14 protein-coding genes and 1 pseudogene are annotated in these 23,406 nt (G+C 63.3%); 8 read left to right on the forward strand and 7 right to left on the reverse strand.

Features of this window, described 5'->3' with window-relative positions:
• Nucleotides 1-190 precede the first annotated feature (190 nt).
• Together FUU19_RS21945 and FUU19_RS21950 are read left to right on the forward strand one after the other, a co-directional pair.
• Nucleotides 191-1,870 (forward strand): ShlB/FhaC/HecB family hemolysin secretion/activation protein, encoded by a 1,680-nt coding sequence (locus tag FUU19_RS21945; RefSeq protein WP_230489698.1) that lies wholly within the window; start codon nucleotides 191-193, stop codon nucleotides 1,868-1,870.
• Between the two features lie 45 nt (nucleotides 1,871-1,915).
• Nucleotides 1,916-6,742, forward strand: a pseudogene (locus FUU19_RS21950) (hemagglutinin repeat-containing protein).
• Between the two features lie 48 nt (nucleotides 6,743-6,790).
• Here the strand turns inward: FUU19_RS21950 and FUU19_RS21955 are convergent.
• From FUU19_RS21955 to FUU19_RS21980, 6 genes are all read right to left on the reverse strand, one after another.
• Nucleotides 6,791-8,440: a Na/Pi cotransporter family protein gene (locus tag FUU19_RS21955; RefSeq protein WP_230489700.1), complete on the reverse strand. Its 1,650-nt coding sequence runs from the start codon at nucleotides 8,438-8,440 to the stop codon at nucleotides 6,791-6,793.
• A 207-nt stretch (nucleotides 8,441-8,647) separates the two neighbouring features.
• The gene (locus tag FUU19_RS21960; RefSeq protein WP_230489701.1) at nucleotides 8,648-9,640 is read right to left on the reverse strand and encodes an ABC transporter ATP-binding protein; all 993 of its coding nucleotides are present in this window, start codon (nucleotides 9,638-9,640) and stop codon (nucleotides 8,648-8,650) included.
• Nucleotides 9,641-9,644: 4 nt separating this feature from the next.
• Nucleotides 9,645-10,430: an ABC transporter permease gene (locus FUU19_RS21965; protein WP_025304475.1), complete on the reverse strand. Its 786-nt coding sequence runs from the start codon at nucleotides 10,428-10,430 to the stop codon at nucleotides 9,645-9,647.
• A 17-nt stretch (nucleotides 10,431-10,447) separates the two neighbouring features.
• Nucleotides 10,448-11,293 carry an ABC transporter permease gene (locus FUU19_RS21970; RefSeq protein WP_016930298.1) on the reverse strand — a complete coding sequence of 282 codons (846 nt, stop codon included), beginning with the start codon at nucleotides 11,291-11,293 and terminating at the stop codon, nucleotides 10,448-10,450.
• A complete protein-coding gene (locus tag FUU19_RS21975; protein ID WP_193550289.1) occupies nucleotides 11,290-12,099 on the reverse strand; it encodes an alkaline phosphatase family protein in 810 nt (269 codons plus the stop codon). Before FUU19_RS21975 ends, FUU19_RS21970 begins: the two co-directional genes overlap by 4 nt.
• 11 nt (nucleotides 12,100-12,110) lie before the next feature.
• A complete protein-coding gene (locus tag FUU19_RS21980; protein WP_004936660.1) occupies nucleotides 12,111-13,172 on the reverse strand; it encodes an ABC transporter substrate-binding protein in 1,062 nt (353 codons plus the stop codon).
• 193 nt (nucleotides 13,173-13,365) lie between these two features.
• On the opposite strand from FUU19_RS21980, the gene FUU19_RS21985 reads away from it, so the two are divergent.
• Nucleotides 13,366-14,076: a UTRA domain-containing protein gene (locus FUU19_RS21985; RefSeq protein ID WP_202670577.1), complete on the forward strand. Its 711-nt coding sequence runs from the start codon at nucleotides 13,366-13,368 to the stop codon at nucleotides 14,074-14,076.
• 38 nt (nucleotides 14,077-14,114) lie between these two features.
• Here the strand turns inward: FUU19_RS21985 and metH are convergent, their stop codons facing one another.
• The gene (metH, locus tag FUU19_RS21990; protein ID WP_197834570.1) at nucleotides 14,115-17,810 is read right to left on the reverse strand and encodes a methionine synthase; all 3,696 of its coding nucleotides are present in this window, start codon (nucleotides 17,808-17,810) and stop codon (nucleotides 14,115-14,117) included.
• 196 nt (nucleotides 17,811-18,006) lie between these two features.
• Here metH and iclR point away from each other — a divergent pair, with 196 nt between their 5' ends.
• The 5 genes from iclR to eda all read left to right on the forward strand — a co-directional run.
• Complete coding sequence (iclR, locus tag FUU19_RS21995) at nucleotides 18,007-18,837, forward strand: glyoxylate bypass operon transcriptional repressor IclR (RefSeq protein ID WP_141972250.1); 831 nt, start codon at nucleotides 18,007-18,009, stop codon at nucleotides 18,835-18,837.
• Between the two features lie 252 nt (nucleotides 18,838-19,089).
• Nucleotides 19,090-19,629, forward strand: coding sequence for a gluconokinase (gene gntK, locus FUU19_RS22000; protein ID WP_141972248.1), 540 nt, complete (start codon nucleotides 19,090-19,092; stop codon nucleotides 19,627-19,629).
• Nucleotides 19,626-20,963 (forward strand): gluconate transporter, encoded by a 1,338-nt coding sequence (gene gntU / locus FUU19_RS22005; RefSeq protein ID WP_141972246.1) that lies wholly within the window; start codon nucleotides 19,626-19,628, stop codon nucleotides 20,961-20,963. The genes gntK and gntU overlap by 4 nt, the downstream gene beginning before the upstream one ends.
• 101 nt (nucleotides 20,964-21,064) lie before the next feature.
• The gene (gene edd, locus FUU19_RS22010) at nucleotides 21,065-22,879 is read left to right on the forward strand and encodes a phosphogluconate dehydratase (RefSeq protein ID WP_230489702.1); all 1,815 of its coding nucleotides are present in this window, start codon (nucleotides 21,065-21,067) and stop codon (nucleotides 22,877-22,879) included.
• A gap of 54 nt (nucleotides 22,880-22,933) precedes the next feature.
• Nucleotides 22,934-23,406 (forward strand): bifunctional 4-hydroxy-2-oxoglutarate aldolase/2-dehydro-3-deoxy-phosphogluconate aldolase (eda, locus tag FUU19_RS22015; protein WP_230507365.1); only part of this gene is annotated, 473 nt, incomplete at its 3' end.

The following is a 23,406-nucleotide window of genomic DNA, read 5'->3' on the forward strand; positions in this document are numbered from 1 at the left end:
AGGGTTGCCCGCCACAAAAGAAGCAGCCTAATTATTATTTAGATATATACCCACCGTCTTATTTGCTGCGGCAAATCAAGATACCTCGCAATGTGCATGTCGCTCATTATTTCGGGCCGGCCGTCGGCCGCCCGTGGTTAACCTCATGGATTGGGCTGGCTGCCCCGGCGGCCTCTCATAATGGATTACAATGATAAAAAAAATCACCGCCTTGACGCTGTTGGTCAGCACGGCCCTTTCCGCCGAAACCCTGCCGGATTCCCACATGATGCGGGATATGTCGATGGGGGAGTCGCGCCGCGCGCTGCAAGACAGCACGCGTGAAGTCAACCAGTTGATTGAGCAACGCCGCTACCAGCAGCTGAAGCAGCAACGCTTGCTGGCGGAGCCGGAACCGGCCGCGCCCGCCCTGCCGCAGTCCGCGCAGTGCCTGCCGATCGCCGGCGTTTATCTGCAGGGCGTTACCCTGCTCTCGCCGGGCGATTTATCCGCCCTGAGCGCGCTGCCGGAACAGTGCATCAGCAGCAACGATATCAATCGCCTGACCCGTGAATTAACGCGCCTGTATGTACAAAAAGGCTATATCACCGCGCGCGTGCAAATTGTTCGCCCTAATTCACAGGGAGAATTGGGGTTAAGCGTCACCGAAGGATTTATCGAGAAAATAGAAGGCGGCGATCGCTGGGTCAACAGCCGTTTATTATTTCCGGGGCTGGAAGGCAAGCCGTTGAAATTAACCGAACTCGACCAAGGATTGGATCAGGCCAACCGTTTGCAATCGAATACCACCAAGCTGGATATACTGCCCGGTCGCCAGGTTGGCGGTTCGGTCATTCGTTTGCGCAATCAGCATGCCAAGCCCTGGCTAATTACCACCGGCACGGATAATTACGGCCAAAAAAGCACCGGCCAGTGGCTGGCGCGCGCCACCGCCACGCTGGACAGCCCGTTCGGCCTGTCGGACTTCGTCAGCCTGAACGCCAACAGCACGCTGGAAAACCCGGCCCACCGCTATAATCGCGCCTATACCCTGCTCTATTCGCTGCCGTACGGCGCGTTCACCTTCAGCGGGTTCGCCAGCTTCTCTTCCTATGAGAACCACCAGCAGCTGCCGCACAACGTGGTCAAACTGCACGGCCAGACCCAACAGTACGGGCTGCGCAGCGACTATGTGTTTTATCGCGATCACGATCAGATAGACAGCCTGAGCGGCCAGTTGACCTACAAGCGCATCGACAACTACTTCGAAAGCGTGCGCCTCGAGGTCAGCAGCCCCACGCTGACCCTGGCCGAGCTGAGCGCCAGCCACCTGCAGATTCTGCCCAACGGGGTGTTCAGCGCCAACCTCAGCGTCGAACAGGGTCTGCCGTGGGTGGGCGCCGATCGCCACCCGAGCTCGGTGCACCTCGACAGCCAGTTCACCAAGGGCAAGCTGTTCGCCAACCTCAGCCAGCGCCTTCACCTGGGCGATGCGACCTATCAGCTCAATAACCTGTTCTATGGCCAGTACAGCCGCGACCCGCTGCCCGGCGTGGAATGGCTGAGCCTTACCGATCGCAGCGCCGTACGCGGCTTTAGCCGCAGCACCCAGTCCGGCGACAATGGCTGGTATCTGCAGAACACGCTGTCGCGCAGCTTCAATCTGGGCGCCACCACGCTGACGCCGCGCCTCGGCGCCGACGTCGGCCGCATTCTGCCGCGCCAGGACAACTCGGGCTGGCGCAGCAGCGCCGGGCTGAGCAGCGGCGCCACGTTACGCTACCGGCAGGCGTTGGTCGATCTGGAGGTCAGCCGCGGCTGGATTTTGTCGGACCACGCCACACCCGAGGATCCCGTTCAGGTACTGGCGCGCTTTTCTTACACCTTTTAATCAGCAGTTTTGCAGGACCCCACGGCAATATACGGAGATACATGGATGAAAAATAATAACTTCAGGCTTTCAGCAGCGGGCAAACTGGCCGCCGCGCTGGCGATAATTCTCGCCGCTTCCGCCGGCGCCTACGCCGGAGAGATTGTGGCAGCCAATGGCGCCAACGGCCCCGGCGTTTCCACCGCCGCGACCGGTGCCCAGGTGGTCGACATCGTCGCGCCGAACGGTAACGGGCTGTCGCACAACCAATATCAGGACTTCAACGTCAACCAGCCCGGCGCGGTGCTGAACAACTCCCGCGAGGCGGGACTGTCGCAGCTGGCGGGCCAGCTGGGCGCCAACCCCAATCTGGGCGGACGTGAAGCCAACGTGATCCTCAACGAAGTGATCGGCCGTAACCCTTCTCTGCTGCACGGCCAGCAAGAGATCTTCGGCATGGCGGCCGACTACGTGCTCGCCAACCCGAACGGCATCAGCTGCCAGGGCTGCGGGTTCATCAACACCAGCCGCTCCTCGCTGGTGGTCGGCAACCCGCTGGTGGAGAACGGCCTGCTGCAGGGCTACAGCACCCTGGGCAACCGCAATACCCTGAGCCTCAGCGGCACACTGAACGCCAGCGGCGTGCTGGATCTGATCGCACCGAAGATCGACAGCCGTGGTGACGTGATCGTACAAGACTTTACCCACCGCAACGGCAGCGTGACGCCGGCGGCGATCAACGCCATCAGCGGCCTTAACCGCGTGGCGCGCGACGGCAAGGTGCTGGCCAGCGAACAACCGACGACCGCGCTGGACAGCTACTACCTCGGCAGCATGCAGGCCGGGCGCATCAACATCATCAACACCGCGCAGGGCAGCGGCGTTAAGCTGGCCGGCACGCTGGCCGCCGGCGATGAGCTCAAGGTGAAGGCCTACGATATTCGCAGCGAAAGCCGCCGTTAGGATGCCAGCAGCAACCGCAACGGCGGCGACAACTACCAGAACTACCGTGGCGGCATCTATGTCAACGATCGCAGCAGCAGCCAGAAGCTGACCCGCACCGAGCTGAAAGGCAAAAACATCAGTCTGGTGGCGGATAACCACGCGCACCTCACCGCCACCGATATTCGCGGCGAAGACATCACCCTCCAGGGCGGCAAGCTGACGCTCGACGGTCAGCAGTTGAAGCAGACTCAGGGTCACACCGACGACCGCTGGTTCTATTCCTGGCAATACGACGTCACCCGCGAGCATGAGCAACAACAACAGGCGGGCAGCACCGTCGCCGCCAGCGGCAACGCCAAACTCATCAGCACCCAGGAAGATGTGAAACTGCTGGGCGCCAACGTCAGCGCCGATCGGGCGCTGAGCGTCAAAGCGGCGCGCGATGTGCACCTCGCCGGGCTGGTGGAGAAGGATAAGTCCACCGAACGCGGCTACCAGCGCAATCACACTTCCAGCCTGCGCACCGGTAGCTGGAGCAGCAGCGACGAAAGCGAAAGCCTGAAGGCCAGCGAACTGCGTAGCCAGGGCGAACTGACGTTGAAAGCCGGCCGCAATGTCTCTACCCAGGGCGCCAAGGTCCACGCCCAGCGCGATCTGACGATCGACGCAGATAACCAAATCCAGGTCGGGGTGCAGAAAACCGCCAACGCCAAAGCGGTGCGCGATGACAAAACCTCCTGGGGCGGCATCGGCGGCGGCGACAACAAAAACAACAGCAATCGCCGCGAGGTCAGCCACGCTTCCGAACTGACCAGCGACGGCACGCTGCGCCTGAACGGCCAGCAGGGCGTTACCATCACCGGCAGCAAGGCGCGCGGCAAGGAAGGCGGCCAGGTCACCGCCACGCAGGGCGGCCTGCGCATCGACAACGCACTGAGCACCACCGTGGACAAAATCGACGCGCGCACCGGCACCGTGTTCAACATCACCAGCAGCTCACACAAGGCCGACAACAGCTATCAGAGCAGCACCGCCAGCGAGCTGAAGTCCGACACCAACCTGAAGCTGGTCAGCCGTAAGGATACCGACGTCATCGGCAGCCAGGTTGCCAGCGGCGGCGAGCTGAGCGTGACGTCGCAGACCGGCAACATCAACGTCAAGGCCGCCGAACAGCAGCAACACATCGATGAGCAGAAGACCGCGCTTACCGTCAACGGCTATGCCAAAGAGGCCGGCGACAAGCAATACCGTGCCGGTTTGCGCATTGAGCACACCCGCGACAGCGAGCAAACCACCCGCACCGAGAACCGCGGCGCTACCCTCAGCGGCGGCAGCGTGAAGCTCGAGGCGGATAAGGACGTGACCTTCAGCGGCTCCAAACTGGTCGCCGACAAAGGCGACGCCAGCGTCAGCGGCAACAAGGTCTCGTTCCTGGCGGCCGACGACAAAACCACCTCGAACACCGAGCAGACCAAGATCGGCGGCGGTTTCTACTATACCGGCGGCATCGACAAGCTCGGCAGCGGCGTGGAGGCCGGCTACGAGAACAGCAAAACGCAGGCGCAGAGCAGCAAGGCGGTCACCTCCGGCAGCGACGTCAAAGGCAACCTGACTGTCAACGCCCGTGACAAGCTGACCCAGCAAGGCGCGCAGCACAGCGTCGGCGGCGCCTACCAAGAGAACGCCGCCGGCGTCGATCATTTGGCCGCTGCCGACACCGCCAGCAGCACCACCATCAAAACCGACGTCGGCGTGAACATCGGCGCCAACGTCGATTACAGCGCAGTGACCCGTCCGGTCGAGCGCGCGGTCGGTAAGGCGGCCAAGCTGGACGCCACCGGCGTCATCAACGACATCGGCGGCATCGGCGCGCCTAACGTCGGCCTGGATATCGGCGCACAGGGCGGCAGCAGCGAAAAACGCAGCAGCAGCTCGCAGGCGGTCGTCAGCTCGGTGAAAGCCGGCAGCATCGACATCAACGCCAAAGGCGAAGTGCGCGATCAGGGCACGCAATATCAGGCGAGCAAAGGCGCGGTCACGCTGACGGCGGACAGCCACCGCAGCGAAGCTGCGACAAACCGACAGGAAGAGCAGAACCGCGATACCCGCGGCAGCGCCGGCGTACGCGTCTACACCTCCACCGGCAGCGATCTGACCGTGGACGCCAAGGGCGAAGGCGGCACCCAGCGCAGCAACAGCAGCGCCAGCCAGGCGGTGACCGGCTCGATCGACGCGGCCAACGGCATCAACGTCAACGTGAAAAAAGACGCGGTCTATCAGGGTACCGCGCTAAACGGCGGCAGCGGTAAAACCACCGTCGACGCCGGCGGCGATATCCGCTTTGATCAGGCCAGCGACAAACAGAGTGAGAACCACAGCGGCTTTAACGTCAAAGCCTCGGCGAAGGGCGGCTTCACCGCCGACAGTAAAAACTTCGGCGCCGGCTTCGGCGGCGGCACCAACAACGGCGAAAGCAGCAGCAGCACCGCACAGGTCAGCAACGTCAACGGCCAACAGGGCGTTGAGCTGAAGGCGGGCCGCGATCTGACGCTGCAGGGCACCGACGTCAAGAGCCAGGGCGACGTCACTCTGAGCGCGGGCAATAAGGTCGCGCTGCAGGCGGCGGAATCGACCCAAACGCGTAAGGAGAGCCAACTGTCCGGCAATATCGATCTGGGTGCCGGCAGCAGCGACAGCAAGGAAAAAACCGGCGGCAACCTCTCCGTCGGCGGCGCCTTCGACATCGCCAAGGTGAATGAGTCCGCGACCGAGCGCCAGGGCGCCACTATCGCCTCAGACGGCAAAGTCACCCTGTCCGCCAACGGCAAAGGCGATGACGCGCTGCATCTGCAGGGCGCCAAGGTCAGCGGCGGCAGCGCCGCGCTCGAGGCGAAAAACGGCGGCATCCTGCTGGAGTCCGCCAAGAACGAGCAGCACAAGGACAACTGGAGCCTGGGCATCAAAGCCAACGCCAAAGGCGGCCAAACGTTCAACAAGGACGCCGGCGGCAAGGTCGATCCGAACACCGGCAAAGACACCCATACGCTGGGCGCCGGTCTGAAGGTCGGCGTGGAACAGCAGGATAAAACCACCCACGCCAACACTGGCATCACCGCGGGCGAGGTGGCGCTCGACAGCGGCAAAGACACCCGTCTCGCCGGCGCGCGCATCGATGCCGACAGCGTACAAGGCAAGGTGGGCGGCAATCTGCACGTTGAAAGCCGCAAAGACGTTGAGAACGCGGTGAAGGTCGATGTAGATGCCGGTCTGAGTCACAGCAACGATCCGGGCAGCAGCATCACCTCCAAGCTGTCGAAGGTCGGCACACCGCGCTACGCCGGTAAAGTGAAAGAGAAACTGGACGCCGGGGTGAACAAAGTGGCCGACGCCACCACCGACAAGTACAACAGCGTGGCGCGTCGCCTCGATCCGCAGCAGGACACCACCGGCGCGGTCAGCTTCAGCAAAGCCGACGGCAAAGTCACGCTGCCGGCAACGCCGGCCGGCGAAAAACCGCAAGGGCCACTGTGGGATCGCGGTGCACGCACCGTCGGCGGCGCGGTGAAAGACAGCATCACCGGGCCGGCGGGCCGCCAGGGGCAGCTCAAGGTCAATGCCGACGTGGTGAACAACAACGCGGTCGGCGAGCAATCGGCGATTGCCGGTAAGCACGGCGTGGCGCTGCAGGTCGGCGGCCAAACCCAACTCACCGGCGGCGAGATCCGCAGCCAGCAGGGCAAGGTGGAGCTGGGCGGCAGCAAGGTCAGCCAGCAGGACGTCAGCGGCCAACGCTATCAGGGCGGCGGCCGCGTCGATGCAGCGGCCACGGTAGGCGGCTTGGCCGCCGGTGCGGCGAAACAGGGCGTTGACGGCAACGTGCCGTTCGTCAGCGGCCATGCCTCAACGAAACAGGCGGATGCCAAAGCCGGCGTGTTCAGCGGCAAATAACGCGCCTCCCTTACGCAATGCCCCCGGTTAAAACCGGGGGCATTTTTTTTACATCGTACTCGGGGTGTCTTCCCAGTCGCGATCGTCGTCCTTGGCATCCTGATCCAACACGTTGTAGGCCACGGCGCAGAACAGCGAGTTCAGGCGCTTCATGTCCCCCAACAATCCCAAATGCAACGAACTGGTCTCGATGCTCTGCACGTTTTGCTGATGCAAACGATCGACGTGCGCGTGCGCGTAGCGGCGATCCAGAATGCGGAAGCGGTGCTTGGAACGGCGCAGGCGTTTGGCGCTGGTGACGTCGCCGGACAGGAACACCGACAGCCCCAGGCGCAGGTTGCCGATCAGCCGTTCGTGCAGCCCGTCCAGCTCCGCCAGCCCTTCCGTCGAGAAGGCCCGGCGCGCGGCGTGCGACTTGGCGCCCACGTCGCCGGCCATGCGTTCGATGATGTCGCCCGCCTGTTCCAGATTGAGCGCCATTTCGATGATCTCCGCCCAGCGGCGCGAGTCCTCCTCGCCCAGATCTTCCTTCTGGATCTGCGCCAGATAGAGCTTGATGGCGGTGTACAACACGTCGACGTCATCGTCCAGACGCCGCACCTCTTTATCCACCCCTTGCTTGCCGTGCAGCACTTCGCGCTGCAGGATCATCATGTGTTCCACCACGTCGCCCATGCGCAACGTTTCGCGCGCCGCGTTGGCCAACGCCAGCGTCGGCGTGTCCAGCGCGCTGGCGTCCAGATGGCGCGGCCGCATGCGCGGATCGTCGGCCGCCACGTCGACAATCAACCGCTCGCACAGCGTCGCCATCGGCCCGGCCAGCGGGATCATCACCAGACAACGGATCAGGTTGTAGAACACATGGAAATAGATCACCAGTTCTTCGCTGCCGCCAGGCAACTGAGCCATCACATCCGCCAGATAGGCGACGAACGGCAATACCAGGATGCAGCCCACCAGTTTGAACAGCAGGCTGCCGAGCGCCACGCGCCGCCCGGCGGCGTTCTGCCCGCTGGCGTTGATCATCGCCAGCAGGCCACTGCCGAGGTTGGCGCCGATCACCAGGCAGAGCGCCACCTTCAGCGAAATCACGCCGGACGCGGTCAGGGTGGCGGTCAGCAGCACCGCCGCCAGGCTGGAATAGCTGACGATGGCAAACAACGCGCCGGTCAGGGCGTCCAGCATCACGTCGCCGGTCAGCGACGAGAACAGCACTTTGACCCCGGCCGCCTGGGTGATCGGCGTAGCGGCGGCCACGATCAGCTCCAGCGCCAGCACGATCAGCCCAAGGCCGATCAGGACGCGTCCGATCTGGCCGATCCGCATCTGCTTGCGGCTGAGGAACAGGAAGACGCCGACCAGGATCAGCAACGGCGACAGCCAGGAAAGATCGAAGGTCAGCACGCGCGCCATCAGCGCGGTGCCGACGTCGGCGCCGAGCATGATCACCAGCGCAGGCGCCAGCCCCACCAGCCCCTGAGCGACGAAAGAGGTCACCAGCAGCGCCGTGGCGTTGCTGCTTTGCACCAGCGCGGTCACGCCGATGCCGGAAACGAACGCCAGCGGTTTTTTCTCAACGCTGTCGCTCAACACGCGCCGCAGATTGGCGCCGTAAACCCGCATGATCCCGGTGCGCACGATGTGGGTGCCCCACACCAACAGCGCCACGGAGGAAAGCAGGTGAAGAAGGGTCAGCACGGAAGATACGCTCCATTAACGCCCGGCCAAAGGAGGCTGATACCCGATGCTTGTCACGCGACGCAGAGAGGCGAGCCAAAGGATGACGGGTACAGCGCGCGGTCCCGCCTGCCGGGCGTGGGTCTGGCAGGACAGCGGGCGGGCGGCAGACCGCAGAAGAGAAGGGTTAATGCGGCGGCGGAAAGGCCCCGGCGCCGCGCTGCGAAGTCATGCAACTTCCCGCAATACAACAGGTTCCAAGTGTAGTCCAATTTCCGCGCCGTCGGGCCGCAGGTCGGCCACCGAACGGTTGAGCACGTCAACCAGCAATTCTACACCGCAAACCTGAATCCGATAGCGTACCACATTCCCGAGCAAACTGTGGCCCAGGATCACCCCGCAAATCCCCTGCCCGGCCGGTAACAGGCCGATGGACTCTGGGCGGATCGCCACCTTGCCGGCATAGCTGCGCCCGGTCAGCTGGGCGGCCTGTTCGGCGGTCAACAGGTTATAGTTGCCGATAAATCCGGCGGCGAAGGCGTCCGCCGGCTGGGTATACAAGGTTTCCGCGTCGCCGCTCTGCACGATCTGCCCCTTGTTCATCAGCACGATGCGATCCGACAGGGTCAGCGCCTCTTCCTGATCGTGGGTGACGAAGATCGCCGTCAGGTTCAGCTCGCGTTGAATGCGCCGGATCTGCTCGCGCAGGTGTTTGCGGATACGCGCGTCCAGCGCCGACAGCGGTTCGTCGAGCAGCAGCAGACGCGGGCGAGTGACCAGCGATCGCGCCAGCGCCACGCGCTGACACTGGCCGCCCGACAGCTGATGCGGATAGCGCTTCGCCAGATCGCTCAGCTCCACCAGCGCCAGCACCTCCTGCACCCGCTGGCCGATCTGCCCGGCCGCCAGCTTCTGCATTTTCAGGCCGAAGGCCACATTGCCTTCCACCGTCATATTGGGGAACAGCGCATAGCTTTGGAACACCATGCCGATGCCGCGCTTTTGCGGCGCCAGCGGTACCAGATCCTGGCCCTGCAATAAAATGTGCCCGCTGTCGACCGGGGTCAGGCCGGCCAGGCAGCGCAGCAGCGTCGATTTGCCGCAGCCGCTTGGCCCCAGCAGAGTGACGAACTCCCCCTCTTCGGCGGTGAAATCGATATCCTGAAACACCTGGGTCTGACCATAGTGTTTGTTCAGGCGGGTGACGTTGAGATAAGCCATCGGGTTAACCCTTGTTTTTATTCAGCAGGTTCGCCAGCCAGGTGACGAGCAGCACCACGGCGAAATAGGAGATGACCAGCGCGCTGGTGAAATGCCCGCTGCCGTTGCGCATATTAAACAGGTAGACCTGCAGCGTTTCATACTGGCTGCCCACCAGCAGGTTGGCGAACACGAACTCACCGATCAGGAACGAGAATGACAGCAGCACGGCGATCGTTCCGCCCTTGCGCAGGTTCGGCAGCACCACCCACAGCGCCGCCTGCCAGGTACTGGCGCCGAGCAGATGCGCGGCGTCCATCAGATCGCGCAGGTTGATCGCCTGCATGTTGTTGCTGATGGCGCGGTAGATAAACGGCAGCGCGATGGTGAAATAGCAGCCCACCAAAATCCAGGGAGTGCCGAGCAGCGGCAGCGGATCGGCGGCGAACAGCTGCATCAACCCCACCGCCGACACCACCGGCGGCACGGCGAACGGCAGCAGAATCAGCACGTTCATCACCGCGTCCAGCTTGGGGAAGTAGTAAGCAATCACAAACATCGCCGGCAGGATCACCACCACCGACAGCAGCAGCGTGCCGAAGCAGATCAGCAGCGAATGCCACAGCGCCTGCAAAAAGCGCGGGTCGCTCCACAGCGCCGTCAGCCACTTCAGGGTAAAACCGTCCGGTAAAATGGTGGCGCCCCATTGGGTTGCCAGTGCGTAAATCAGCGTCGCCGCCAGCGGCAGCAACAGGATCAGCAGCAGCAGGCCGGTCACCGTGCGGTGATAGAGGCGTTCAGCACGCGACATGCGCATTCTCCATTCGGTTATGAGCGCGCATTGAGATAGCTCCTGCGCAGCATCCATTGGTGGATCACCGTAATAAACGCCATCATCACCACCAACAGCATCGCCAGCGCGCTGGCCAGGTTCGGATCGAGGGAGATGTCCCCCGCCACCAGCGCCGAGATGCGGATCGGGATCACGTTGAAATTGCCGGTGGTCAGCGCGTACACCGTGGCGTAGGCGCCCAGCGCGTTGGCCAGCAGGATGACGAAGGTACCCATCAGCGCCGGCGCCAGCACCGGCAGGCCGATATGCCGCCAGTAGCGCCAGGGGCCGGCGCCGAGCAGCGCCGCCGACTCGCGCCAGTCGGCGCGCAGCGCATCGAACGCCGGATACAGCAACAGCACCCCCAGCGGGATCTGGAAGTAGGTATACAACACGATCAGACCGCTCTTCGAATAGAGATTGAAACTCTCCATCAGACCGTATTTACGCAGCAACAGCGTCAGGCAGCCGTTCAGCCCCAACAGAATGACGAAGGCGAACGCCAGCGGCACCCCGGCGAAATTGCTGGTCATGTTGGTGAACGACATCACAAAGTCATGAAATCGGGTCTGGCCGAGCTGGCGCAGCGAGTAACTGCCCACTAATGCAATCAGCAAGCCGTAGACGCTCGACCACAGCGAGATCTCCAGCGAGAACTGAAAGGCCTGCAGGTAGAACGGCGACGTGAGGATATCGACATAGTTGCCCCATCCCCAACCGCTGCTCTCGCTGAAAAAGCTGTGAACGGCGATCCACACCAGCGGGGCGATCTGAAACGCGCCGAACAGCACGATAAACGGCAGCAGGCACAGCGCGGCGATCCATTTGGTTTTGCTGTTCATCGCGCATCCTGCACCAGCAGCGCCCGGCAGCGCGGCTTGTCGTGCGGCGCCTGCAACAGATCGCAGATCGTGCCGCACAGCTCGGTTTGCTGCGGATCGGCGTCGTCCAGGCTGAAGCCCGCGCCGAACACGAACAGCGGCACCTGGCGCTCTTCCGGCAACACGCCGCCATGGCTGCGATCGTCGTTCATGCCGTGGTCGGCGGTAACCAGCACCTGATAACCGGCGGCCAGCCACTCGGGCAGGTAACGCGACAGCGAACCGTCGGCGCGGCGCGCCGCGTTGCGGTACTGCGGCGAAGAGAGGCCAAAGCGGTGCCCGGCGTCGTCGATGTTCATCGGGTGGATCAGCAGGAAGTCCGGTTGATGACGCTGACGCAGGCTTTCGGCGTCGTCGAACAGATGGCTGTCGGGATAGCCGTCGTCGTAATAAAAATGCCCGTGCTGGATAGGCAGCTCGGGGGCGTCGGTATGGCGGTCGCGCGCGGCATCGAACGGCGTGCGGTTATACAATTCGCTGAACCAATGATATGCGGCGGCGGCAGTGGTCAGCCCGGCGGCGCGCGCGTAATGAAACACGCTTTGTTGATGAGAAAGGCGCGAGACGTGGTTGTGCACCACGCCGCTCTCCACCGGCGTGACGCCGGTGAGGATGCATTCATACAGCGGCCGGGAGAGCGAGGGCAACTCGCTCTCCAGCAGGTACAACCGCCCGCGTCCCGCCGCACATTCGGCCTGCAGATACCCCATGGCGTCATGCGCCACCCGGTAGTTGAGACCATCCAGCAGCACGAGGATCGTTTTCATGGTGCGTTAACTCACTGCTGCATAAACATAATGACGTTTTCCTGCCACAGGCGCGGCAGCGCTTTGGCGCTCTGTTCCCAGGCCGCCGGATCGGCGATCGGGTGCGCGTTCTTGTACTGCTCGGCCGGCAGCAGCTTGGCCTTGACGTCGTCCGGCAGCGTCAGATGTTCGGCGCGGATCGGGCGGGCATAGCCGCGCGCCAGGTTGATCTGGCCGGCGTCGGAGAAGATGTATTCGCGCGCCAGTTTGGCGGCGTTCGGGTGCTTGGCGTATTTGTTGATGATGGTGGTGTAGCCGGAGGTGATCGAGCCGTCCGACGGGATCAGCACTTCAAAGCGGGTTTTGTCGATCTGGTCGCGGTAGTTCAGCCCGTTGAAATCCCACACCACGCCAACCTGCACTTCCCCTTTCTCCAGCGATGCGATCACCGGGTTACTCAGGCTCAGGCGGCCGGCCTTGGCCAGCTTGCCGAAGAATTCCAGGCCCGGCTTGAGGTTTTTCTCGTTGCCGCCCATGGCGTAGGTTGCCGCCAGCACGCCGCTGGCCGCCTGCGATGCGGTGCCAACGTCGCCGATGGTGACCTGATAGCTGCCCTTCAGCAGATCGGCCCAGCTGTGCGGGATGTCTTTCACCTGCTGTTTGTTGATGATAAAGGCGATGGTGCCGGTGTAAGCCAGCGCCCAGTGGCCGTCTTTGTCTTTCGCCCAGTCCGGCACCTGATCCCAGGTAGAGGGTTTGTAGGGCTGCGTTACACCCTTCTGCACCGCCACCGGGCCGAAGGCCGCGCCGACGTCACCGATGTCCGCCGTAGCGTTGTTCTTTTCCGCATCGAATTTGGCGATCTCCTGTGCGGAGCTCATGTCGGTATCGACATGCTTCAGGCCGTATTTGCTCAACAGATCTTGCCAGGTGCCTTTCCAGTTGGCCCAGCTATCCGGCATGCCGACGCTGTTGACTTCGCCTTCTTTTTTAGCAGCCTGCTCCAGCGCCGCCAGATCGGTATCCGCGGCCCAGCTCATCTGGCTGGATAACACGATGGCACTGGTTAACACAGAAGCGCACAAACGTTTCATAACTGATGCTCCAGGTGGTAGTGTGGGGATGGCTGGACTAGTCCAGCAAGGACCAAACCAATCTAACGGACGAATGTGATAATTATATGTCAGCTTAAAAAAGCGACAGTTTTATCACCCATTGCAACGGCGAAAACGCGACGCTGGTCTACCTTAAGGAAGGCCAAACGCACTGAAACGGGACACCCGCTGTATGAGTGAAGCACCGACGACCGTCGCCACCATCTGCCAAACGCTGAACGCCCGCATCACCGCGGGCGAGTTTGCCGTAGGCGGCAAGCTGCCCTCCGAACGCGCCCTGAGCGAACAGTTCGCCACCACCCGCATTACCTTGCAGGAGGCGCTCGGCCAGCTGGAGGCGCAGGGCGTCATCTACCGTCAGGTGCGGCGCGGCTGGTTCATCTCGCCTCCACGTCTTATCTACAACCCGCTGCAGCGCAGCCATTTTCACGCCATGGCGCAGCAACAGGGGCGCGCCGCCCATACCGAAGCGATCGACAGCGCGGTAGTCACGCTTGACGCACCGCTGGCCGGCCGCCTGGCGCTGCCCTCCGGCGCCGAGGCCTATCGCATTCGCCGGCTGCGCTACATCGACGGACGCGCGGTGCTGTACTGCGAGCACTACCTCAATCCAGCCTATTTCCCCGGCATTCTGGACGAAGACCTGACCCAGTCGCTGACCGCGCTGTACGCCGCGCGCTACGGCATTCACTACGGGCGGGTGCGTTTCGACATGCTGCCCACCCTGCTGCCGCAGCAGGCCGCCGTCATGCTGAAGGTGACCTACGGCAGCCCGGCGCTGTTCATTACGCGGGTGAATCGCGATCAGCACGACAGAGTGATCGATTGCGACCTGGAATATTGGCGTTACGACGCGCTGCATATCGATGTGGAAGCGCTGTAAATGACAAGGGCGCATCGCTGCGCCCTTGAAGAGGAAAATCAGTCGGCGTCGTAGCCGAGGTTTGGCGCCAGCCAGCGCTCGACCTCGCTCACGCTCATCCCTTTACGCACCGCGTAGTCTTCCACCTGATCGCGCTGGATCTGCGCCACCGCGAAGTACTTGCTCTCAGGATGGCTGAAGTACCAGCCGGATACCGCCGCCCCCGGCCACATGGCGAAGGACTCCGTCAGTTCCATGCCGGTGTGGCGGTTGACGTCCAGCAGCTGCCAGATGGTCGCTTTTTCAGTGTGCTCCGGGCAGGCCGGGTAGCCCGGCGCCGGCCGGATGCCCTGATAGTTTTCGCGGATCAGCTCTTCGTTGCTAAGACTCTCGTCGGCGGCATAGCCCCAGTGCAACTTGCGCACCTGCTCATGCAGGTATTCGGCGAAGGCCTCCGCCAAACGATCCGCCAACGCCTTGACCATGATTTTGTTGTAATCGTCGTGCTGTGCGTCGTACGCCGCCGCCAGCGCGTCCTCCTCCAGCCCGCCGGTCACCGCGAAGGCGCCAAAGTAGTCGGCCTTGCCGCTGCTTTTCGGCGCCACGAAGTCCGCCAGGCAGTAGTTCGGGAAGTCGGTTTTTTCCGTCTGCTGGCGCAGATGGCGGCTCACTGCCAGCACCTCGTCACGCCGTTCGTCGCGGTACACTTCCACGTCGTCGCCGACGCGGTTGGCCGGGAACAGGCCGTAAACGCCGCGCGGGTTGAGGCTGCGCTCGGCGGCCAGCCGATCCAGCATCTGATTGGCGTCGTGGAACAGGCGCTTGGCCTCTTCCCCCACCACCTCGTCTTCCAGGATGCGCGGGTATTTGCCCGCCAACGACCAGGTCATGAAGAACGGTGTCCAGTCGATGTAGTGGCGCAGCGTCTCTATGCCGGCCGCCACCGGAAACACGCCGAGTTGCCGCGGCGCTGGCGGCTGATAATCGGCCCAGTCCAGCGCCATGGCGTTGGCGCGCGCCTTCTGCAAATCGACCGGCGGCGTGCGCGGTTTTTTGCGCGCGTGCTGAATGCGCACCGTTTCATACTCTTTGCGGGTGCGCGCCACAAACTCGTCGCGCTGGGTGGCGGACAGCAGTGCCGACACCACGCCCACGGTGCGCGAAGCGTTCTGCACGTAGGTGGTCGGGCCGCTGTAGTTCTGCTCGATTTTCACCGCGGTGTGCGCCTTGGAGGTGGTGGCGCCGCCGATCAGCAGCGGCAGCGTAAAGCCCTGGCGCTCCATCTCTTTGGCCACGTTGACCATCTCGTCGAGCGACGGCGTGATCAGCCCCGACAGGCCGATGATGTCCACGTTCTCCTCGCGCGCGGTGCGCAGGATTTTCTCCGTCGGCACCATCACGCCCAGATCGACGATTTCATAGTTATTGCACTGCAGCACCACGCCGACGATGTTCTTGCCGATGTCATGCACGTCGCCCTTCACCGTCGCCAACAGGATTTTCCCCGCGGAGGTGCCCTGCTGCTTGCTGGCCTCGATGTACGGTTCCAGGTAGGCCACCGCCTGCTTCATCACGCGGGCGGATTTCACCACCTGCGGCAGGAACATCTTGCCCTCGCCGAACAGATCGCCGACCACGTTCATCCCGGCCATCAGCGGCCCTTCGATCACTTCGATCGGGCGTTCGGCCTGCTGCCGCGCTTCTTCGGTGTCCAGCTCGATAAACTCGGTGATGCCCTTCACCAGCGAATATTCCAGCCGCTTCTCCACCGGCCAGCCGCGCCACTCCGCCTGCTGCACCGCCGCTTCGCCGTCTTTGCTGCCGCGGTACTTTTCCGCCAACTCCAGCAGGCGTTCGGTGCCGTCCTCGCGACGGTTGAGGATCACGTCTTCTACCGCCTCGCGCAGCTCGGTAGGCAGATCGTCATAAATCGCCAGCTGCCCGGCGTTGACGATGCCCATGTCCATGCCGTTGCGAATGGCGTGATACAGGAATACCGCGTGGATCGCTTCGCGCACCGGATCGTTACCGCGGAACGAAAACGACACGTTGGACACCCCGCCGGAGATCATCGCGTGCGGCAGGTGGGTTTTGATATCCGCGCAGGCTTCGATAAAGTCGACGGCGTAGTTGTTGTGCTCGTCGATGCCGGTGGCGACGGCGAAGATGTTCGGGTCGAAAATGATGTCTTCCGGCGGGAAGCCGACGCGTTCGGTCAAAATTTTATAGGCGCGGCGGCAGATCTCGAACTTGCGCTCGCGGGTGTCCGCCTGGCCCACTTCGTCGAACGCCATCACCACCACCGCGGCGCCGTAGCGGCGCACCAGTTTGGCGTGATGGATAAAGGCCTCTTCGCCCTCCTTCATCGAGATCGAGTTGACGATGCCCTTGCCCTGAATGCACTTCAGGCCTTTCTCGATAACGGACCACTTGGAGGAGTCGATCATGATCGGCACCCGGGCGATATCCGGCTCGCCGGCGATCAGGTTGAGGAAACGCACCATCGCCGCTTCGGCATCGAGCATCCCCTCGTCCATGTTGATGTCGATGATCTGCGCGCCGCTCTCGACCTGTTGGCGCGCCACGTCGAGCGCCTCGTTGTATTTCTCTTCTTTAATCAGGCGTTTGAAGCGCGCCGAACCGGTGACGTTGGTGCGTTCGCCGACGTTGACGAACAGGGTGTTGGCGTCGATGGTCAGCGGCTCCAGACCGGCCAGGCGGCAGGCGACCGGGATCTCCGGCAGCCGGCGCGGCGGCACGCCTTCGACCGCGTTGGCCATCGCGGCGATATGTTCCGGCGTGGTGCCGCAGCAGCCGCCGATGATATTGAGGAAGCCGGCCTGCGCCCACTCCCCGACCTGGCGCGCCATCTCGGCCGCATCCAGATCGTACTCACCGAAGGCGTTCGGCAAACCGGCGTTCGGGTGCGCGGTGACGTAGGTCTCCGAGATGCGCGCCAGCTCGGCGACGTACTGGCGCAGTTCGTCCGGCCCCAGGGCGCAGTTCAGGCCGAAGGTCAGCGGCTTGACGTGGCGCAGCGAATTGTAAAACGCTTCGGTGGTCTGGCCGGACAGGGTGCGGCCGGAGGCGTCGGTGATGGTGCCGGAAATCATGATCGGCAGCTCCACCCCCAGTGCTTCGAATTCGGTTTCCACCGCAAAAGCGGCGGCCTTGGCATTCAGGGTGTCGAAGATGGTTTCGATCATGATCAGATCGACGCCGCCTTCCACCAGCGCGCGAGTCGATTCTCGGTAAGCCGCCACCAGTTCATCGAACGAGATGTTGCGGAACGCCGGATCGTTGACGTTCGGCGAGATGGACGCGGTGCGGTTGGTCGGCCCCAACACCCCGGCGACGTAGCGCGGTTTTTCCGGCGTGCGCGCCGTCCATTCGTCGGCGCAGGCGCGCGCCAGACAGGCGGCCTGATAGTTAATCTCGGCGGACAGCGACTCCATGTGGTAGTCGGCCATGGCGATGGAGGTGGAGTTGAAGGTATTGGTCTCAAGGATATCGGCGCCCGCCTCAAGATAGGCGTAATGAATGGCGGTGATCACTTCCGGCTTGGTCAGCACCAGCAGATCGTTATTGCCTTTCAGATCGCTGCGCCAGTCGGCGAAACGCTCACCGCGAAAATCGCGCTCGTCCAGGCGATAGCTCTGGATCATGGTGCCCATGCCGCCGTCCAACACTAAAATGCGCTGCGCTAACTGGCGGCGCAGTTGTTCTACTCGATTCGTCACTGTAACCCCTTCCATTGCCATCCAGCCCATTGCTCAACTGCCGCAAAAACCAACGAGTCATCCTAGCACAGCTTGTAAGGACAAAGGGCCAGGCGACAATTGAGAGTTTTTCAGGTTGTGCGTCAACACCTCCGATGAGCTGGCGGCGACTTGCAATTCATCGACAAAAAACGAAAATGAATTCCATCATACGGAAAAAGGAATCTCACCCATGGCCACCCCTGCTCCCGCCAAGCGCGGCAAGAAGCCCCGCACAGCAGCCCCCGCCGCCAGTGCGGCGACCGGTCAGGTACAATCGTTGACCCGTGGCCTGAAACTGTTGGAATACATTTCGGAAGCCCAGGGCAACGTGGCGCTGACCGATCTGGCTCAGCAGGCCGGCCTGCCGAATTCCACCACTCACCGCCTGCTCACCACCATGCAGCAGCAGGGATTCGTGCGCCAGGTCGGCGATCTCGGCCTGTGGACCATCGGCTCGCACGCCTTTGTGGTCGGCAGCAGCTTCCTGCAAAGCCGCAACCTGCTGGCGATGGTGCATCCGACGCTGCGCCGCCTGATGGAAGAGTCCGGCGAAACGGTCAACCTGGCGGTGCTGGATACCAGCGAGTACCAGGCGATCATCATCGATCAGGTGCAGTGTACGGCGCTGATGCGCATGTCGGCGCCGATCGGTGGCAAACTGCCGATGCACGCCTCCGGCGCCGGCAAAGCGTTCCTCGCCACCCTGCCGGACGATCAGGTGACCAAACTGCTGCACAAGAAAGGCATGCACACCTACACGCCGCACACTCTGACGCCGCACAACCTGAAAGAGGGGCTGGCGCAGATCCGCAAACAAGGCTTCTCCTTTGACGACGAAGAGCACGCGCTCGGCCTGCGCTGCGTGGCGGCCTGCATCTTCGACGAACACCGCGAAGCCTTCGCCGCCATCTCCATCTCCGGCCCGGTGTCGCGCATCACCGACGATCGCGTGATCGAGCTGGGCGCGCTGGTGATCCACGCGGCGAAAGAGATCAGCCTGGCCTACGGCGGCGTGCGCTAATCCCGCTCATCCGAGGGGCGCCCCAGTGCGCCTCTGCTCCCCTGTTATGCTCTGTTGTCAGCATGTAACAGGCTGTCGGCATCCTGTTTAGCACACGGGAAAAAAGCTTGAAGCCGATCACAGTTAACGATCCTCACGGCGAAAGCCCATTGCAACCGCTCACACTTCCTTCGACAATGTTACCGATAACATGTTACCGGTAACAATCAGGCTGAACGAAGGTAACGTCACCCGGTGTTTTGGAGCCAAGCCATGACCAACAATCAAAATCGCATTTACGTCGTTATGGGCGTTTCCGGCAGCGGCAAGTCCGCCGTCGCTGCCGCCGCGGCCCGCCAACTCTCCGCCGGTTTCCTCGACGGCGACTTCCTGCACCCACGCAGCAACATTCTGAAGATGGCCGCCGGCGACGCGTTGAACGACGACGATCGCGCGCCGTGGCTGGCCGCGCTCAACGACGCCGCCTTCGCCATGCAGCGCACCAACAGCGTGTCAATCATCGTCTGCTCGGCGCTGAAAAAGCAGTATCGCGACCGCCTGCGCGCCGGCAACGGCAACCTGTCGTTCATCTATCTGCACGGCGAGTTCCCGGTGATCGAATCCCGCCTGGCGGCGCGCAACGGCCACTTCTTCAAGCCGCAGATGCTGGTCACCCAGTTCGCCGCGCTGGAGCAACCGGGCGCCGACGAGAGCGACGTGATGGCAATCGACATCAATCAACCGCTGGACGCGGTGATCGCCGATACCGTACGCCATATCCAGAGCTTCCTGCCGCAGGACGTGTGCGCGTGAGTACCGTAACGCTGGTCGGTACCGCAGTCGGCTCGGTTTTACTGCTGTTATTCCTGGTGATGAAGGCGCGCATGCACGCCTTCGTCGCGCTGATGCTGGTGTCCATCGCCGCCGGCATCTTCTCCGGCATGCCGCTGGACCGTATCGCCGACACCATGCAGAAAGGCATGGGCGACACGCTGGGTTTCCTGGCGATCGTGGTGGCGCTCGGGGCGATGTTCGGCAAGATCCTGCATGAGGTCGGCGCGCTCGATCAAATTGCGGCGCAATTGCTGAAACGATTCGGACAAAGCAAAGCGCACTACGCGCTCGGCATCGCCGGCCTGATCTGCGCGCTGCCGCTGTTCTTCGACGTGGCGGTGGTGCTGCTGATCGGCATCGTGTTCGCCGTGGCGCGCCGCACCGACGGCAATATCGTCAAACTGGCGATCCCGCTGTTCGCTGGGGTGGCCGCCGCCGCCTCCTTCCTGCTGCCGGGGCCGGTGCCGATGCTGCTGGCTTCGCAGATGAAGGCCGATTTCGGCTGGATGATCGCCATCGGCCTGGTGGCAGCGGTGATCGGCATGCTGATCGCCGGCCCGCTGTACGGCAGCTTTATCAGCCGCTTCGTCAACTGGCCAATGCCGCCGGAAGAGAACGAGCCGACGCTGACCAAGGGCAATCTGCCGTCGTTCGGCTTCAGCCTGGCGCTGGTGCTGTGCCCGCTGGTGCTGGTCGGCATGAAAACTATCGGCGCGCGGCTGGTCACCCCGGGTTCGCAGCTGCAGCAGTGGCTGGAGTTTATCGGCCACCCGTTCACCGCCATCCTGCTGGCCTGCCTGATCGTGATTTACGGCCTGGCGAAACCGCGCGGCATGAGCAACGAACAGACGCTGGCCATCTGCTCCGCCGCCGTGCAACCGGCCGGAATCATCCTGCTGATGACCGGCGCCGGCGGGGTGTTCAAACAGATCCTGGTGGATTCCGGCGTCGGGCCGGCGCTGGGTGACGCCATGATCGGCGCCGGCCTGCCGATCGCCGTGGCCGCGTTCGCGCTGTCCGCCATGGTGCGGGTGATCCAGGGCTCGGCCACCGTCGCCTGCCTGACCACCGTCGGCCTGGTGCTGCCGGTGACCAGCCAGCTCGGGCTGAACGGCGGGCAGTTGGCCGCGCTGGCCATCTGCATCGCCGGCGGCTCCATCGTGCTGAGCCACGTCAACGACGCCGGTTTCTGGCTGTTCGGCAAATTCACCGGTGCCAACGAGCTGCAAACGCTGAAAACCTGGACGGTGATGGAAACCCTTCTGGGCAGCGTCGGCGGCGCCATCGGCATGATTGCATTCACGATGTTTTAAATCCTAAATCGCCCCCGGCCTTGCACACCAGGGCTGCAAATCATCCCCGGGGGCACCGCCACAGGCGGCGACGACTATAACAACAGCAATGTGAGGAAGGCATGATTAACCCAACCTTGTCCCGTGTCACACAGCGCATCATCCACCGTTCCCAAGCCAGCCGCGCCGCCTATCTGGCGCGCATCGAAGCGGCCCGCGCCCAAACCGTCCACCGCGCGCAGCTGGCCTGCGGCAACCTGGCCCACGGCTTCGCCGCCTGTCAGCCCGATGACAAGACGTCGCTGAAAAACATGGTGCGCAGCGATATCGCCATCATCACCGCTTATAACGACATGCTGTCGGCCCACCAGCCGTATGAGCACTACCCGCAGCGGCTGAAGCAGGCGCTGAAAGCGGTCGGTGCCGTGGGCCAGGTGGCCGGCGGCGTGCCGGCGATGTGCGACGGCGTGACGCAGGGACAGGACGGCATGGAGCTGTCGCTGATGAGCCGCGACGTGATCGCCATGTCGGCCGCCGTCGGCCTGTCGCACAATATGTTCGACGGCGCGCTGTTCCTCGGCATCTGCGACAAGATCGTGCCCGGACTGGTGATGGCCGCCCTCTCCTTCGGCCACCTGCCCGCGCTGTTCGTGCCGGCCGGCCCGATGAGCAGCGGCCTGCCGAACAAGGAAAAGGTGCGCGTGCGCCAACTGTACGCCGAGGGCAAGGCCGACCGTCTGGCGCTGCTGGAGGCCGAGGCCGCGTCCTATCACGGTATCGGCACCTGTACCTTCTACGGCACCGCCAACACCAACCAGATGGTGATGGAAGTGATGGGCCTGCACCTGCCGGGCGCCTCTTTCGTGCATCCGGACACGCCGCTGCGCGACGCACTGAACGATGCCGCCGCGCGCCAGGTGACCCGGCTGACCGACACCGCCGGCAACTACCTGCCGATCGGCCGTCTGGTGGACGAGAAAGTGGTGGTGAACGGCATCGTCTCGCTGCTGGCCACCGGCGGCTCCACCAACCTGACCATGCATCTGGTGGCGATGGCGCGCGCAGCAGGCATCATCATTACCTGGGACGATTTCTCGGAGCTGTCGGAGGCGGTGCCGCTGCTGTGCCGCATCTATCCGAACGGCCCAGCCGACATCAACCAGTTCCAGGCCGCCGGCGGCGTGCCGCTGGTGGTGCGCGAGCTGCTGCAACACGGGCTGCTGCACGAAGACGTGCATACCGTGGCCGGTTTCGGCCTGCACCGCTACACCCAGGAACCCTGGCTGGATAATGGCCAGCTGGTGTGGCGCGAAGGCGTGGCCAGCTCGCTCGACGCCAGCGTGATCGCCAGCGTCGCTCAGCCGTTTGAGCATCACGGCGGCACCAAAGTGATGGCCGGCAATCTGGGCCGTGCGGTGATGAAAACCTCGGCGGTGCCCGCCGACAACCAGATCATCGAAGCGCCGGCGGTGGTGTTCGACAGCCAGCACGACATCGTGCCGGCGTTCGAAGCCGGCAAGCTGGATCGCGATTGCGTGGTGGTGGTGCGCTTCCAGGGGCCGCAGGCCAACGGCATGCCGGAGCTGCACAAGCTGATGCCGCCGCTGGGCGTGCTGATGGATCGCGGCTTCAAAGTGGCGCTGGTGACCGACGGCCGCCTGTCAGGCGCCTCCGGCAAGGTGCCTTCCGCCATCCACGTCACCCCGGAAGCCTATAGCGGCGGCCTGCTGGCGAAAGTGCGCGACGGCGATCCGATCCGCGTCAACGGCCGCAGCGGCGAGCTGCAGGTGCTGGTCGACGCCGACGAACTGGCCCAGCGCGCGCCATGCCAGCCCGATCTGAGCGCCGAACACATCGGCTGCGGCCGCGAGCTGTTCGGCGCGCTGCGCAACCAGCTGTCCGGCGCCGAGCAGGGCGCCTGCTGCATCAAATTTTAATCGATAGCCTGGCCGCATCGCCGCCTGGCGGCGGCCACAGAGGAGAACGTCATCATGAACAAGTGGAAAACAAGCGCCGAGCAGATCCTGACGGCGGGGCCGGTGGTGCCGGTCATCGTTGTCAACAAGCTGGAACATGCGGTGCCGCTGGCGAAAGCGCTGGTCGCCGGCGGCGTGCGGGTGCTGGAAGTGACGCTGCGCACCGCCTGCGCCATGGACGCCATTCGCGCCATCGCCCAAGAAGTGCCGGAAGCGATCATCGGCGCCGGTACGGTGATCAATCCGCAGCAGCTGCGTGAAGTGACCGAAGCCGGCGCGCAGTTCGCCATCAGCCCAGGATTGACCGACGAACTGCTCAAGGCGGCCACCGCCGGGTCCATTCCGCTGATTCCGGGCATCAGCACCGTTTCCGAGCTGATGCTGGGCATGGATTACGGCCTGCGCGAGTTTAAATTCTTCCCGGCGGAAGCCAACGGCGGCGTGAAGGCGCTGCAGGCGATCGGCGGCCCGTTCCCGCAGGTGCGTTT

The organism is Serratia montpellierensis (assembly GCF_020858655.1).
Taxonomy (GTDB): domain Bacteria; phylum Pseudomonadota; class Gammaproteobacteria; order Enterobacterales; family Enterobacteriaceae; genus Serratia; species Serratia montpellierensis.

Bases quoted from the DNA above. Each gene is read 5' to 3' on its own strand.
- FUU19_RS21945 (WP_230489698.1), top strand. From the start codon at position 191: ATGATAAAAAAAATCACCGCCTTGACGCTGTTGGTCAGCACGGCCCTT.
- FUU19_RS21960 (WP_230489701.1), bottom strand. From the start codon at position 9,640: ATGGCTTATCTCAACGTCACCCGCCTGAACAAACACTATGGTCAGACC.
- FUU19_RS21965 (WP_025304475.1), bottom strand. From the start codon at position 10,430: ATGTCGCGTGCTGAACGCCTCTATCACCGCACGGTGACCGGCCTGCTG.
- FUU19_RS21970 (WP_016930298.1), bottom strand. From the start codon at position 11,293: ATGAACAGCAAAACCAAATGGATCGCCGCGCTGTGCCTGCTGCCGTTT.
- FUU19_RS21975 (WP_193550289.1), bottom strand. From the start codon at position 12,099: ATGAAAACGATCCTCGTGCTGCTGGATGGTCTCAACTACCGGGTGGCG.
- FUU19_RS21980 (WP_004936660.1), bottom strand. From the start codon at position 13,172: ATGAAACGTTTGTGCGCTTCTGTGTTAACCAGTGCCATCGTGTTATCC.
- FUU19_RS21985 (WP_202670577.1), top strand. From the start codon at position 13,366: ATGAGTGAAGCACCGACGACCGTCGCCACCATCTGCCAAACGCTGAAC.
- metH (WP_197834570.1), bottom strand. From the start codon at position 17,810: ATGGAAGGGGTTACAGTGACGAATCGAGTAGAACAACTGCGCCGCCAG.
- iclR (WP_141972250.1), top strand. From the start codon at position 18,007: ATGGCCACCCCTGCTCCCGCCAAGCGCGGCAAGAAGCCCCGCACAGCA.
- gntK (WP_141972248.1), top strand. From the start codon at position 19,090: ATGACCAACAATCAAAATCGCATTTACGTCGTTATGGGCGTTTCCGGC.
- edd (WP_230489702.1), top strand. From the start codon at position 21,065: ATGATTAACCCAACCTTGTCCCGTGTCACACAGCGCATCATCCACCGT.